13 protein-coding genes are annotated in these 13934 nt (G+C 60.4%); 4 read left to right on the top strand and 9 right to left on the bottom strand.

Annotated elements, in window-relative coordinates; genetic code table 11:
* Nucleotides 1-64 precede the first annotated feature (64 nt).
* The gene (locus ACYU7Q_RS09945) at nt 65-1732 is read right to left on the bottom strand and encodes a M1 family metallopeptidase (protein WP_460609302.1); all 1668 of its coding nucleotides are present in this window, start codon (nt 1730-1732) and stop codon (nt 65-67) included.
* Between the two features lie 118 nt (nt 1733-1850).
* Between ACYU7Q_RS09945 and ACYU7Q_RS09950 the strand changes: the two genes are divergently transcribed.
* Together ACYU7Q_RS09950 and ACYU7Q_RS09955 are read left to right on the top strand one after the other, a co-directional pair.
* Nucleotides 1851-2780 (top strand): DMT family transporter, encoded by a 930-nt coding sequence (locus ACYU7Q_RS09950; protein WP_460609303.1) that lies wholly within the window; start codon nt 1851-1853, stop codon nt 2778-2780.
* An 81-nt stretch (nt 2781-2861) separates the two neighbouring features.
* Nucleotides 2862-3254, top strand: a complete 393-nt coding sequence (locus tag ACYU7Q_RS09955) for a group III truncated hemoglobin (protein WP_460609304.1) — start codon at nt 2862-2864, stop codon at nt 3252-3254.
* Nucleotides 3255-3258: 4 nt separating this feature from the next.
* On the opposite strand, the gene ACYU7Q_RS09960 is transcribed toward ACYU7Q_RS09955, so the two are convergent.
* From ACYU7Q_RS09960 to ACYU7Q_RS09970, 3 genes are all read right to left on the bottom strand, one after another.
* Nucleotides 3259-3786: a DUF4126 family protein gene (locus ACYU7Q_RS09960; RefSeq protein WP_460609305.1), complete on the bottom strand. Its 528-nt coding sequence runs from the start codon at nt 3784-3786 to the stop codon at nt 3259-3261.
* 113 nt (nt 3787-3899) lie between these two features.
* Nucleotides 3900-5558 carry a 2-oxoglutarate dehydrogenase complex dihydrolipoyllysine-residue succinyltransferase gene (odhB, locus tag ACYU7Q_RS09965; protein WP_460609306.1) on the bottom strand — a complete coding sequence of 553 codons (1659 nt, stop codon included), beginning with the start codon at nt 5556-5558 and terminating at the stop codon, nt 3900-3902.
* A 98-nt stretch (nt 5559-5656) separates the two neighbouring features.
* Nucleotides 5657-8587, bottom strand: a complete 2931-nt coding sequence (locus ACYU7Q_RS09970; protein WP_460609307.1) for a 2-oxoglutarate dehydrogenase family protein — start codon at nt 8585-8587, stop codon at nt 5657-5659.
* 593 nt (nt 8588-9180) lie between these two features.
* Between ACYU7Q_RS09970 and ACYU7Q_RS09975 the strand changes: the two genes are divergently transcribed.
* A complete protein-coding gene (locus tag ACYU7Q_RS09975) occupies nt 9181-9537 on the top strand; it encodes a hypothetical protein (protein WP_460609308.1) in 357 nt (118 codons plus the stop codon).
* 90 nt (nt 9538-9627) lie between these two features.
* On the opposite strand, the gene ACYU7Q_RS09980 is transcribed toward ACYU7Q_RS09975, so the two are convergent.
* The 4 genes from ACYU7Q_RS09980 to ACYU7Q_RS09995 all read right to left on the bottom strand — a co-directional run bounded on the left by ACYU7Q_RS09980 (nt 9628) and on the right by ACYU7Q_RS09995 (nt 12644).
* Complete coding sequence (locus ACYU7Q_RS09980; protein ID WP_460609309.1) at nt 9628-10800, bottom strand: NHL repeat-containing protein; 1173 nt, start codon at nt 10798-10800, stop codon at nt 9628-9630.
* 131 nt (nt 10801-10931) lie between these two features.
* Nucleotides 10932-11612, bottom strand: a complete 681-nt coding sequence (locus ACYU7Q_RS09985; protein ID WP_460609310.1) for an SHOCT domain-containing protein — start codon at nt 11610-11612, stop codon at nt 10932-10934.
* Nucleotides 11613-11637: 25 nt separating this feature from the next.
* Nucleotides 11638-12366: a hypothetical protein gene (locus ACYU7Q_RS09990; RefSeq protein ID WP_460609311.1), complete on the bottom strand. Its 729-nt coding sequence runs from the start codon at nt 12364-12366 to the stop codon at nt 11638-11640.
* 23 nt (nt 12367-12389) lie between these two features.
* Nucleotides 12390-12644, bottom strand: coding sequence for a hypothetical protein (locus tag ACYU7Q_RS09995; protein ID WP_198075081.1), 255 nt, complete (start codon nt 12642-12644; stop codon nt 12390-12392).
* 135 nt (nt 12645-12779) lie between these two features.
* Here ACYU7Q_RS09995 and ACYU7Q_RS10000 point away from each other — a divergent pair, with 135 nt between their 5' ends.
* Nucleotides 12780-12968 (top strand): hypothetical protein, encoded by a 189-nt coding sequence (locus ACYU7Q_RS10000; protein WP_460609312.1) that lies wholly within the window; start codon nt 12780-12782, stop codon nt 12966-12968.
* A 100-nt stretch (nt 12969-13068) separates the two neighbouring features.
* Here ACYU7Q_RS10000 and ACYU7Q_RS10005 read toward each other — a convergent pair whose 3' ends face one another.
* Nucleotides 13069-13878 (bottom strand): class I SAM-dependent methyltransferase, encoded by an 810-nt coding sequence (locus ACYU7Q_RS10005; RefSeq protein WP_460609313.1) that lies wholly within the window; start codon nt 13876-13878, stop codon nt 13069-13071.
* Nucleotides 13879-13934 lie beyond the last annotated feature (56 nt).

Consider the following 13934-nt stretch of genomic DNA (forward strand, 5'->3'; position numbering starts at 1 on the left):
TTTTTGTATCGTGGTCGTACCCGAAGGGACTCTGCAAGTCCCTTCGGGTACGACCACGATACATTCAGTCAACCAGCACGCCGATGTAGAAGTTGAACGTGTCCACTTCCAGATTTTCCTTGGTGGCACCCGCCAGCTCCTTCATCTCCGCGAACCGGGTGCTGGGCTTGATGAACTGGTATTCGCCGCCCTTCAGGCGCACCCGCACCGGCATGTCGAACTTGTCCACGTCGGCTATCCAGCGGGCCAGGGTTTTGCCGTCCTCGAAGCGGATTTCCAGCGTGGGAATGTTGCGGTGCTGCTGGTACTGGGCGAATATTTTGGTGAAATCGCGGCCGCTTTCCTGGTTGAAATAGTCGATAACCTGCTGGCCGGTCACGGTCTGGTGGTAGAACTTGGCCGAGAGGCCACGCAGCAGCTGCCGCCACTTGGCATCGTCGTTGAGCACGGTACGGATGGTGTTGAGCATCATGCTGCCCTTGTCGTACATGTCGCCGGAGCCTTCCTTGTTTACGCCGTAGGTGCCGATAATAGGCGAGTCGTTCGAGATGTTGCGGCGCTGGCCGTGGATGTATTCCTGGCCAGCCTGCTTGCCAAACTGGCTTTCCACAAACAGGGCTTCGGAGTAGGTGGTGAAGCTTTCGTGCACCCACATATCGGCGATGTCCCGGCTGGTGATGTTGTTGCCGAACCACTCGTGGCCGCTTTCGTGGATGATAATAAAATCCCACTTCAGGCCCCACCCGGTATTGCTACGGTCCTTGCCGAGGTAGCCGTTCTGGTATTTGTTGCCATAGGCCACGGCGCTCTGGTGCTCCATGCCCAAGTGCGGGGCATCCACTAGTTTGTAGCCATCCTGGTACCACGGGTACGGGCCAAACCAGCTTTCCATGGATTTCAGCATGGGTTTCACGTTGGCGGCAAACTGGGTTTTGGCCTTGGCCAGGTTCTCGGGCAAGACCCAGTAATCAAGCGTAAGCGGCCCTTTCTCGCCTTGGTACGAGTCGTAGAAATGCTGGTAGTCGCCCACGTTCAGGGCCACGTCGTAGTTGTTGATGGGGTTGCGCACGGCCCAGTCGAAGCGGGTGTAGCCGTCTTTGAGCTTGGTGGTTTTGCGCAGGCGGCCGTTGGAAACGTCCTTCAAACCCTGCGGCACGCTCACGCTGATGAGCATGGAATCGACCTCGTCGGCCTGCTGGTCTTTGGTGGGCCACCAGATGCTGGCGCCCACGCCCTGGCAGGCGCTGGCCACCCAGGGCTTGCCGGCGGCATCGGTGGTGAAAACCAGGCCGCCATCCCAGGGGGCTTTTTTGGCCACCGTGGGGTTGCCGGAATACTGCACGGTGAACTCGTCCTTGCTGCCCTGCGGAATCGGCTTCGGAAAGGTGACGAACACCGCGTTGACCTCGCGGGTGAAGGGCACGTCCTTGCCATGATAGAGCACCTTATCGACTTGCAGGTTGGCAAAGAGGTCGAATTGCAGCCGCGTGAAATCACGTGTGGCGGTGAACCGGAAAAGGTTGGAGCCGCTGATGAAGCGCTTGGCCGGGTCCACCTTCACGTCGAGGTGGTAGTAGTTGATATCGTAGCAGGTGCGCAGCGGCGTGGTGAGGCTGCCGCGCAGGGTGTCGGCGCGGGTGAAATCGGCCTTGGGCTGGAGCAGCTGGGCGGCGGCGGGATTCAGCAGCGCCAGCAATGCCAGCAGCGGGAGGAGAAATTTCGCTTTGTTCATCATACAAAGCAACAACAGCAAGTAGCAAGACCAGCGTTTGCGCAGCGCAAATAGTAGCGTGAACGAAAAGTTCGTGCTACAAGCCGGGCGTAATTTTGTGGCAGTTCTTGGTGATTTTATGTCCGACCCCACTTCTACCGCCGCGCCCTCCAAGGCCGCGCTATTCACAGCCTTTGCGCTGGTTTACCTCATCTGGGGCTCTACTTATCTGGTGATGAAATTCGCCGTGGCCAGCATGCCGCCGCTGCTCATGGCCGGCACGCGCTACGGCATCGCAGGCGGGTTGCTCTACGGCTTCATGCGCTGGCGCGGCGAGCCTGCGCCCACGCTGCGCGGCTGGGGCTACGCGGTGTTTATCGGGGTGTGTTTGCTGGGGTTTGGCAACGGCGGCACCACACTGGGCGTGATGTATCTGCCCAGCGGCATCACGGCGCTGCTGGTGGCCACAGTGCCCATGTTTCTGGCCGTACTGGGGTGGCTGAGCGGCGTTTCGGCCCGGCCCACCAAGTGGGTAGCGCTGGGGCTGGGCGCGGGCATGGCGGGCATGTACCTGCTGGCAGCGCACCCCACAGCCACCCCGGTGAAGATACCGGGCCACCAGGGCCTGGGCATGGTTGTCGTGCTGGTGGCCTCGCTGGTATGGTCCATCGGTTCGCTCTATGCCAAGAATCACCAGCCCGCGCCGTCGCCCTTCGCCTCGGGCGGCATGCAGATGCTGTGCGGCGGCGTGGCCATGCTCATCGTGGGTTTCGTACGGGGCGAGGCCGATGGCTTCACGCTGGCACAGGTTACCACCAAGTCGTGGGTGGCGTATGCTTATCTGGTCACGTTCGGCTCCATTGTGGCGTTCACGGCCTATATCTGGCTGCTACGGGCCGTGGAGCCGGCTTTGGCGGGCACGTATGCTTTCGTGAACCCCGTAGTGGCCGTGCTGCTGGGCTGGGCCTTCGCCGGCGAAAGCCTGAACCCCGAGATGCTGGGCGGCGCGGCGCTCATCGTGCTGGCCGTGGCGCTGGTGCTGCTGGGCGGGCGACGAAAAGCCGGGTGATAGTGGTTAATGGTTAATGAACCCCCGATGCCTCAGTTCATATTATTAGCCGTTCACCATTAACCATTAATCATTAACGCCATGTCTTCCCTCCTCCCCGACCTGCACACCGAAGCCGACATCATCCAACTGGTTGATGCCTTCTACGCCCGCGTCGATGCCGACGACTTGCTGCGTCCAATTTTCCACGACGTAGCGCAGGTGGACTGGCAGGCCCACCTGCCCAAGATGTACGATTTCTGGAGCAGCGTGCTGCTGGGCACCAGCCGCTACAAGGGGCGGCCCATGGCCCGGCACTTTCCGCTGCCCATTCAATCAGCCCACTTTCAGCGATGGCTGGCGCTGTTCACCGCTTCCGTCGATGCCCTTTTCCTCGGCCCCAAAGCCGACGAAGCCAAAACCAAAGCCCAGCACATCGGGGCCATGTTCGAGCACCGCATGACGCCGAACCCGCTCTCCCTGCTCGGCGGCTAGGGTTTTACAGCGGCCGCCATTCGCCGTGCGCCGGCTGCACGCCGCGCAGCAGGGCCGCGCCACTGCCTACCACCAGCGCATCCTCGCCCACGCCCACCAGCGCGATGGGCGTGTTCGTCTGCTTGCTGATGCCCGTGCGCAGCGCGAAGCTCACAAACGTGGCAGCCACCGCGGCCAGGCCGCCCAGCACGCCGCCGCTCAGGGCGCTGCCGTGGCGCGACTTGTACCAAGCCGCCCCTACCAGCGCGCCCGAGCACAACCGGCCCAGTAGCACCGGCGGAGCCGTGCGGTTGGGCGTGGTGGGCAGCTTATCCATCACCATCTCACCAGCAGCGAGGGCTTTCAGGATTTGCGCGGTCACGGGCTTTTGCAAAAACCGCAGTGGCGACCTCTCCAGACCGGCATGCGGCTGCCGCGAGAGGTAATGGCTGAGGAAGGCCGGCGCGCTCATGCTGCGCATCCCGGCGATGGTGGCGAAGCCCATCACGGGCCAGAATTTAGCGGAACGATGCGTCTTGGTCGATTTTTTCATAGTACAGGGAAGAGAATGTCCTTAAACGCCAACCAGCAAAATTGGGCTGGCCCGAACATGAAAAAAGCGGCCGACAATCAATGCCGGCCGCTTTCCAATCTATTCCACGAAGCTTATACGCCCAGCAGCAAACGGGTGGGGTCTTCAAGCAACTCCTTCACGCGCACCAGGAACGACACCGACTCGCGGCCGTCGATGATGCGGTGGTCGTAGCTCAGGGCCAGGTACATCATGGGACGAATCACGACCTGCCCGTTCTCGGCCACGGGGCGCTGGATGATGTTGTGCATGCCCAGAATGGCCGACTGCGGCGCGTTGATAATCGGGGTGCTGAGCATGGAGCCGAATACGCCGCCGTTGGTGATGGTGAACGTGCCACCGCTCATCTGCTCGATGGTGAGCTTGTTGTCACGGGCCAGGCCGGCCAGGCGCACCACTTCCTTCTCGATGCCGTCGAAGCTCAGCTGCTCGGCGTTGCGAATCACGGGCACCACCAGGCCTTTGGGGGCCGATACGGCGATGCTGATGTCTGCAAAGTCGGAATACACGATTTCGCCGTTGTCAATCTGGGCATTCACGGCGGGCCATTCTTTCAGGGCCACACACACGGCTTTGGTGAAGAAGGACATGAAGCCCAAGCCCACGCCGTTTTTCTCTTTGAATTTGTCTTTGAACTTGTTGCGCAGGTCCATGATGGGCTGCATGTTCACCTCGTTGAAGGTGGTGAGCATAGCCGTCTCGTTCTTCACCGTCACCAGGCGGCGGGCCACCGTTTTGCGTAGATTGCTCATGCGCTCGCGGCGCACTTCGCGGCTGCCGCCCGTAGCAGGCGCGGCCGGAGCCACAACAGCGGGAGCCGAAGCAGCCGGCGCTGCCGCCGGAGCCGCAGCAGCGGACTTGGCCTGAGCATTCTGGGCATCCTCTTTGGTGATGCGGCCATCGCGGCCGGTACCGGCCACATCAACGGCAGCAATGCCTTTCTCCCCGAGAATCTTGCCAGCAGCTGGCGAAGGCACGCCGGTAGCATAAGTAGCTGCGCCACCAGCCGCGGGGGCCGAAGCCAGCGCTGCCACGGGAGCAGCGGCAGTTGCCGCCGGAGTAGCAGCCGGAGCCGGAGCAGCTGCGCCGCTACCGCCTTCGATGCGTGCAATCACGGCCCCGATGCTGATGGTTTCGCCTTCCTTCACGGCGTGGCGCAGGGTGCCGGCCGCTTCGGCGGGCAGCTCGAACGTGGCTTTGTCCGATTCCAGTTCGGCAATAACCTCGTCGCGGCTCACCTGGGCACCGTCTTCTTTCAGCCATTTGGCCACCGTCACTTCCGTGATGGATTCGCCCACGGCCGGAATTTTCATTTCCACCGAGCCACCGCCAGCGGCGGGAGCGGCGGCCGGAGCCGCGCCACCTGCTGGCGTGCCGCCGTAGCCGGCTTGGTCGCTGGCGGCGGGGTTTTCCTCGCCTTTGTTGATGGGGTCAGCAGCCGAAACGCTGGCCGCCGGGGCAGGCGCAGCGGCGGCCGGAGCCGGAGCCGCACCAGCGGCGGCACCGTCCAAATCAGCAATCACGGTACCGATACCGATGGTTTCGCCTTCGGCCACGCGGATTTTCAGGACGCCGTCGGCTTCGGCAGGCAGTTCAAACGTGGCCTTGTCCGATTCAAGCTCGGCAATAACCTCGTCGCGTTTCACGGCCTCGCCGTCTTTTTTGAGCCACTTGGCAATGGTGACTTCGGTGATGGATTCGCCAACGGCGGGAATTTTGATTTCGAGGGCCATAAACTAGGGTGGCGTGGGAAAGTGTAGTTTCTTCTGATGTTGATATGAAATGGGCAGCGCAAAGGGCTGGTACGGCAAGCCAACGCTTACCACACCGGCTATTCCTCCTTCTTGGCTACTTCCACCGTGGCTTTGATGTTGGCATCAGCCACGGCCTCTTTGGGCTTGTCGAAGGCGCGGGCTACAAGCTCTTTCTGCTCTTTAACGTGGATTTTGTTGTAGCCGGTGGCCGGCGAGGCCGAGGGCTTGCGCGCAATCACGTCTTCCAGCTCGCGGCGCATGTAGCGGAGCATGAAATTCCAGTAGCCCATGTTTTCGGGCTCTTCCTGCACCCAGTACACCTTGGCTTTGGGGTACTTGGCCAGCTCGGCGTCAAGCTGCTTTTTGGGGAAGGGATGCAACTGCTCCATGCGCACGATGGCCACGTCCTTGCGGTCAGAATTGCGCTGCTCGTCCAACAGGTCATAGTAAACCTTGCCCGAGCACAGCAGCACGCGCTTCACCTTTTTGGCTTCGGCAAAGTCGTCGCCCAGTACCTCGCGGAAATGCCCGCTGGTGAACTCCTCCACCGGCGACACGCACAGCGGGTGGCGCAGCATCGACTTCGGCGACATCACCACCAGCGGCTTGCGGAAGCTCCAGGTGAGCTGACGGCGCAGGGCGTGGAAGAAGTTGGCCGGCGTGGTGATGTTGGCCACCACGATGTTGTTTTCAGCGGCGAGCTGCAGGAACCGCTCAGGACGGGCGTTGGAGTGCTCCGGGCCTTGGCCTTCGTAGCCGTGGGGCAGTTGCATCACGAGTCCGTTCATGCGCTGCCACTTGCTCTCGGAGCTCACCACAAACTGGTCAATCATGGTCTGGGCGCCGTTGGCGAAGTCGCCGAATTGCGCTTCCCAAATCACCAGGGCCGTGGGGTTGGCCATACCGTACCCGAATTCAAAGCCCAGCACCGCGTACTCGCTCAGCAGCGAGTTGTAGATGCTGAGTTTCTCGTTCTCGCCCTCCATGAAGTTGAGCGAGTTGTACGGCGCCGACGTTTCGGCGTCGTGCAACACCGCGTGGCGGTGCGAGAAGGTGCCGCGCTGCACGTCCTGGCCGCTCACGCGCACAATGTGCTTCTCGCTCAGCAGCGAGCCGTAGGCCAATAATTCGCCAGCGGCCCAGTTCAGCACGCGCGTTTCGTAGAACATTTTGCGGCGCTCCTTTAGCAGGTTATCAATCTGCTTGATGGGCTTGAAACCTTCCGGAATCGTGGTCAGGGCTTTGGCCACCTTCTCCACCGTTTCGGCCGAAATGCCAGTTTCAGGCGACTTTTCAAAATCCTCCGGTGTGCTGCGACGCAGGCTGCGCCACTCATTTTCCAGCGCCTGGTACTTATAAGGAAGTGGAGCCTGCTTCACCAAATCGAGGCGGGCCTGGAGCGTATCGCGGAACTCCTTGTCCATCTGGGCAGCCAGTTCGGCGTCTACGTCACCGCGCTGCACCAGCATGGCGTTATATACTTCGCGGGGGTTCTGGTGCTTCGAGATGAGGTTGTAGAGCGTAGGCTGCGTGAACTTGGGCTCATCCGACTCGTTGTGGCCGTGGCGGCGGTAGCACACCATGTCGATAAAGATATCGGCGTGGAATTGCTGGCGGTACTCGGTGGCCAGCTGCACGGCAAATACCACGGCTTCGGGGTTATCGCCGTTCACGTGCACCACCGGCGCATCAATGATTTTGGCCAAATCCGTCGAGTAAATCGACGAGCGGGCGTCTTCAAAATCGGTGGTGAAGCCCACCTGGTTGTTAATCACGAAGTGGATAGTGCCGCCCGTCTTGTAGCCTTCCAGCTGCGACATCTGCGTCACCTCGTAGCCAATGCCCTGGCCGGCCAAGGCCGCGTCGCCGTGGATGAGGATGGGCAGAATCTGGTGATAATCACCGCCGTACTGGTGCTCGATTTTGGCGCGCACGAAGCCTTCCACCACCGGGTTCACGGCCTCGAGGTGCGAGGGGTTGGGGGCCAGCTTCAGGTTGACTTTCTGGCCGCCGCTGGTTTCCACTTCCGAGCTGTAGCCCATGTGGTACTTCACGTCGCCGTCGCCCATGGTCAGGTCGGGCACGGCCGTGCCTTCGAACTCCGAGAAAATCTGCTCGTAAGTCTTGCCCATGATGTTGGCCAACACGTTGAGACGGCCGCGGTGGGCCATGCCAATCATCACTTCCTTCACGCCCAGCTCCGCGCCTTTGCCAATAATGGCATCGAGCGCGGGAATGGTCGTTTCGCCACCTTCGAGCGAGAAGCGCTTCTGCCCCAAAAATTTGGTATGCAGGAAGTTCTCAAATACGACGGCCTCATTCAGCTTCTTCAGAATGCGCTTCTTGTACTCCACGCCGGGGTTGAAGGCCAACGAGTCGTGCTCCACTTTGGCGCGGAACCAGTCCAGCACCTGCGGGTCGCGGATATACATATACTCGAAGCCGATGGCGCCGGTATAAATCTTCTCCAGCGCCGCCACGATGTCGCGCAGCTTGGCCGGCCCGCCCAGGCCCAGCACTTCGCCGTTGCGGAATACGGTATCCAAATCGGCTTCGCCCAGGCCAAAATCGGCGAGGTCGAGGCGGGGCTTACGGTCCTTGCGCTCGCGCACCGGATTGGTTTTGGCGCGGAGGTGACCGCGGCTGCGGTAGGCGTGGATGAGGTTGCGCACGGCCGTTTCCTTGTCGGCCGCCACTTCGCCGCTGGCCAGGGTGCCAGGGGCATTATTGGTCGAGGCAGGGGTATTGAGCACGCCGTAGTCGTCGGCCTGCGGGGCAGTGCTGGTGGCAGCTTTCGCAGCAGCAGCGGTGCCATTGGTAGCAGGCGCGCCATTGGTAGCCGCGCCGGGCACTACGGGCGCACCCTCGGGGAACTGCTGCGAGAAATCAAACCCTTCAAAAAACTTGCGCCACCCGAAATCCACCGATTCCGGGTTCTGCTGGTACGCCTGATACAGGGTTTCGATGGCCGCCGCGTCGGCGTTGGCGATATAGGAATAAGAGTCCATTGGGAATTCAGCTTAGGTAAGGCTGCGTAAAAGTAATAGGCTTATTACACAGGTAAAAACCTGTATGCGGGTATGCAAATTTTTCTGATAGTCAATCTAATGACCTTACCCCCACTTGGTTCGTGCAGTCGCTTGGCTGGTCAATTTATCGAAAAACGACAGGATGACGAGTTTTAATTTCTACGCAGCCCCGCCTGATACGGTCATGTCACCGAGCTGAAAGCAGGGAGCACAAGGCCGCGGCAGTCTCATGAATCATATAAACTTTTTACTATATAACACCCTAACGCGCCGTGCAAGCTATTTCCGAATTGTACATTCTGATTTATCAAAACTTATCTACTAATCAAACCGTTAATAATTTTCTGTCCGTTTTTTAAGCTCCGGACAGGGCCTATACCGCCGGGCATTTTGGCGGGTGGACGAATATCAATTGGATGAACAATGTTAAGTTATTAGCCGACCTATTTATTGCTGCGGCAGCCCTGACTACGCCGCTTTTTCATAGCGCACCCGCCGCCGAAGCCAAGGGACTCAAGGAGTTTCTGATACCGCACCGAACCATGTTGCGGCACGCAGCTAAGGCGAAAAAAATGGTTACCCACGTTCTCACCTATACTGTGACGGCTACCGCCTACCAGGCCGTGCCCGGGCAAACGGACAACGAGCCGTTTATCACAGCCGACAATTCCCACATCAAACCGCATTATGGGAGCAAAAAGCGCTGGATGGCTCTGTCGCGCGACTTGCTGAAACCCTGGGGCGGCCCTTTCAATTTTGGCGATAAGGTGCGCGTGCGCGGCATCTCGCCCAAACTCGACGGCGTGTACACCGTTCATGACACCATGAACCGCCGCCATCACCACTGCATGGACGTGCTGACCCACCCCAGCGAGAAATACGATATTTTTCAGAAGGGCGTGAAGATTCAGCCACTGGCAGCGCTGTAAAAACAACTATTGCTATTCTATAAAGGCACAAAAAAGCCGCACCTGACTATGGTGCGGCTTTTTTGATTTTTGATTATTTCGCCGAATGGCTTATTTCGGCAAAGCCATTTTGAAGATGCGGAAGGGCTGGCGGGGCTGGCCCACGCCCTTGTTCCAGTTGGGGGTTTTGTGGATGGCGGAGTTGGCCACGTACAGGTTGCCATCGGCGGCAAAGCTGTAGGTATCGGGCCATTGCAGGCGGGAATCTTTGGCAACGGTTTCGATTTTGCCGGCGGGCGTGCGGCGCACCAGGGCGCTTTGCTCGAAGGACGTAATATAGACGTTGTTGGCGGCGTCGATTTCGAGGCCGTCGGAGGCGGGGATTTCGCCTACGGTTTCCACTTGCTGGGCCAGTTGGGCTTCGCTCAAAGCGGCATCACGCAGGGCAGCGGTTTTGATGCGGTAGAGGGTGTGGCCGGTGAGCGGGCAGTAGTAGAGGTAAGCATTATCGGTGCTCAGGGCGATGCCGTCGGCGTTGAACTGAGCGGGCTTGCCCTGCGCGTCAATCATTGGGTGGCCTTCGGCTTTCAAGACCAGGCCTTTCACGGCTTTGGTGGATGGGTGTTTGGCCAGCAGACGGCGCGATTTCAGCGTTTTCAAATCGGTGACCACCAGCGCGCCCATGCCCGATTCGGTTAGGTAGGCGTAGTTGTTCTGCAGGTCGATGCGGACGTCGTTGAGGTAGGATTTGCGCGGGGCCACATCGGCCGGAAAGGGAATGGTGAGCAGAACCTTACCGGTTTTGGGGTCGGTCTTCACCAGTTTGGGACCGCCGGGCACGGTGAATTTCAGGCCGGGTGCGGCGGGGTCGAGTATCCAGACCATGCCGGATTTATCGGCAAATACGGTTTGGGGGCAAATCCAATGTTTGAGTGGTTCCGATTTCACGGAGTCGTTCCACATACACCAGCTGGCGTTGGGGTATGGCGTGAGGGTGTTGTTGGGGCCGACTTTGGCGATGGGATACACGGGGTTGTAGTCCCAGCGCGGAAAGCAGGCGAACATTTCGCCGCCCGGGGCCACGGCCACGCCCACCATCTGCGGGTCGGTGAATTCGGCCACCACTTGCAGGGGCGAATGGGCGGCGGCCGTATCGGTGCTGGCGCTGTTCGAATTGGCGGCGGTGCCGGTGGCGGCCGTTTCGGTTTTGCCGCTGGGCGATGAACAGCCCGCCAGTAGCAGACCAGCCGCGGCGTTGAGCAATAAGAGTCGGGAAAGCAGCATGGTTGCGGTGTTTAGGAGGACGGATAAGCGCAAAAGGAAACCCCAGCCGGTGCGGGCTGGGGTTTTCATACGGCCAAACGGCCCGCACGTTGAAGCAAATCGGAGTAAGCTCGCCCGTGAAAACAGCTGGCTTATTGGCGCGCAGCCGAATCCGAAGCAGTTGGTGGCGACGCAGTTTCGACAGAATCTGAACGCGTAGGCGTGGTGCGGGGCTGGATAACCGGCGCGGGATGCGCGGGGGCCACGCGCACGGTTTCGGGGGCGGCTGCGGTGGCGGGCAGCGGCTCGGCCTGCGGACCGGTTTCAATGGGCGCGGCCAGCGAGTCGGCCGCCGTTTGGCTGGTGCTGGAAATGTGCTCCGACGGCGGCCGGTTCAGATTCAAATACAGCACCACCGCCAGAAAGGCCAGCACGCCGCCGATGGCAAAAACCAAGGCCAATGGGTTGCGGGCCGGCTCCTCTGCCATAGGCGGAAATTCGTTGCGGGTTCGCCAGGCGGGTTCGGGCCCGGGCAGTGGCTCGGGGCCGGCCGTGAAGTGCACGGGCCCGGGCTCAGGCAACGCTTCGACAAGCGGCAAAACCGGCTCTGTGGCCACGGGCGGACGGTCGAAAACGGGCGGCGTGGGCGGGACCACGGGCTCGGGAACGATGGATGCGGGAGCGACAGGAGTAGCTGACGCCGTGGGCGTAGCGGGCGCGGTGAACACGAGTCGTTGCTTCAGGGCTTCGAACTCGGTGGGCGTGATGGCCCCGGAATCCAGCATTTCCTTGAGCTGGCGGAGGGTATCGAGGGGCGAGTTGGGGTTGTCCATGACCAGAATACGGCCGGCGGCGGGGCTAGTTTTTGCGGTCGAGGGCCGAGAGGCGGTCGCGGCGGCGTTGCAGGCGCAGGCGGCTTTCGTCGAGCAGCTTGTTGTTTTTGAGTTGCGAGGCCGAATCGGTGCGCGATTGCAGCAGGTTTTCGGCGTTCTTTTTCTTCAGCTCTTCGATGCGGGCCAGGTTGGCTTCGGTGTTGCTTTTCAGCGAGGCCTGCTCCTTTTCGAGGCGGTCTTTTTCCTTTTCGGTGGCTTTGAGCTTCTTCTCGGCTTCGGCAATCATGTCGCGGTATGCCTTAAGGCGGGCAGCGCCGGCAAAGTTCTGGGCCACGGCGCGCAGGGCATCGTACTCGGCCTTGGTGCTGCTGGGGTCGAAGAACGTGTTGTCATCGAAGCCCCCGAAAATGGCGACTTCGGACACCGAATCCGACGGGGCGATGATGGTGGCGTACAAATCCACGAGCTTGCCCGAAATGGTGCTGGCGGGGGTTTGGCGGGCCACCAGCACGTCGCTTTTGCCCATGCCCAGCACGCCGCCGGTCTTGAACTTCACGTTGTAGCTGCTCTTCATCCAGTCCTGGAAAAACTCGCGCACGTCGGTGGCCTTGCCATCGACCTGCACTTTGAGGGCGGCACGGGGCTTTTTGTTGTAGTTCACGTCGCCGGGACGCACGTCGTAGAGCTGGGCCGCGGCCGGGGCGGCCGAAAGCAGACCGGCCAGCATCAGCAGCAGGAAGTAAATTTTAGACATAACGCGGGGGATTGAATCAGCGGTTAGCGCAGCTCGTGGCGGTCGAAGGCGGCCTGCAAATCGTCGCGCATGGCCTGGAAACGGGCAATGGCGGCGGCCAGGAACTCGTCATCGAGCAACTCGCGAACCTCGGCATCGGAGCCGGTGAGCAGGTCGAGCTCGGCCACTTTGTAGGTCTGCTCCAGGTTGCCCTGCTCCAGTTTTAGCAGGAACTTGCCGTTCCAGGCCAGGAGCGTGATTTTGACGGCGGGATGAGGGATGTCGGCGACGTGGCGCATATAAAAAAGAAAATGGCCGGAACCGGGTACGAAGGTAGTAAGCTCGGCCTAACTCATCTCCTGCCTCGTGCGTAAAAAAAACCGGTGGCCCGACACTACGGGCCGTGTTCTTTCCATTTTTATTTCACCATCATCATGCCTCAGGGAGATAAATCGAAGTACACCGACAAGCAGAAGCGCCAGGCCGAGCACATCGAAGAAGGCTACGAGAAGAAAGGCGTTTCGGAGAAAGAAGCCGAGGCCCGCGCCTGGGCTACGGTGAACAAAACCGACGGCGGCGGAAAAAAAACCGGCGGCTCAGGCCGAAAAAAGGCTGATATTTGATTCCTTGGTCCGTTTCGACGACACCAAGTGGCTGTCACCCTACAAAAGAAAAACCTCCTGCAAACGATTGTGGGAGGTTTTTCTTTGATTTTACTGCTGGCTACAATGGCTTTTGGGCCACCATTTTTACCAGCCGCAACTGCTGCTTGGTGAAGTCGGCAGTGCCGATGGGCTCTTCGTAGCGCACGATTTTGAGGCCAGCGGCGGTATATAATTTTGGCAATTCGTTGGTTTTGAAAAATACGCGGTAGTCGCCGCCCACCACTTGCAGCTTCTCGGTGGCGTCCATGTGGAAGGCTTCGAGCACGACCAGGCCGCCCGGTTTGAGGGCGCGCATGATGCGGTCGGCGTAGTCGCGGCCGCCGGCGTAGCTCAGCACGATGAGGTCCCATTTGCTGGTGCCCCAGTCGTATTTGGCCATGTCGGCTACTTCGGTGGTGATTTTCACACCCAGCTTGGCGGCCCTTTTTTGGGCGTAATCGAGGGCTTTTTCGGCCACGTCGGCGCCCGTCACCTGCCAGCCTTGCTGGGCCAGGTAAATGGCGTTGCGGCCCTCGCCCATGTCGGCGTCGAGGGCGGTGCCGGGCTTGAGGTTTTTCACGGTTTCGACCAGCAGGGCGTTGGGCTGCTCGTTGAGCACCCGGGCCCGCATCAGCGAATCGGTAAGCAGGTAATTCCAGCGGACGCGGGTGCGCTCGGCCATTTCGCGGTTGTAGGCGGCCCGCTGGGCAGCGGTGGGGTTGGCGGGCAGGACCGGTTCGGGGCCAAGGCCGGGGATGGGCGGCAGGCTGCGCTTGGCGGGCGCGGGGCTGGCGGGCTGCTGGGCGCGGGCAGAAGCGGCAATCAGCAGCAGGGCCACGGCGAATAACAGGCTGGCGGGCAGTAGCCGACGGAGGAAAACTGATTTCATATGGCGTTCAGGGCAAGTGGATTAGTATAAACGTACTTATTAAATAGTAAATAATA

It is taken from the genome of Hymenobacter terrigena (genome assembly GCF_054776515.1).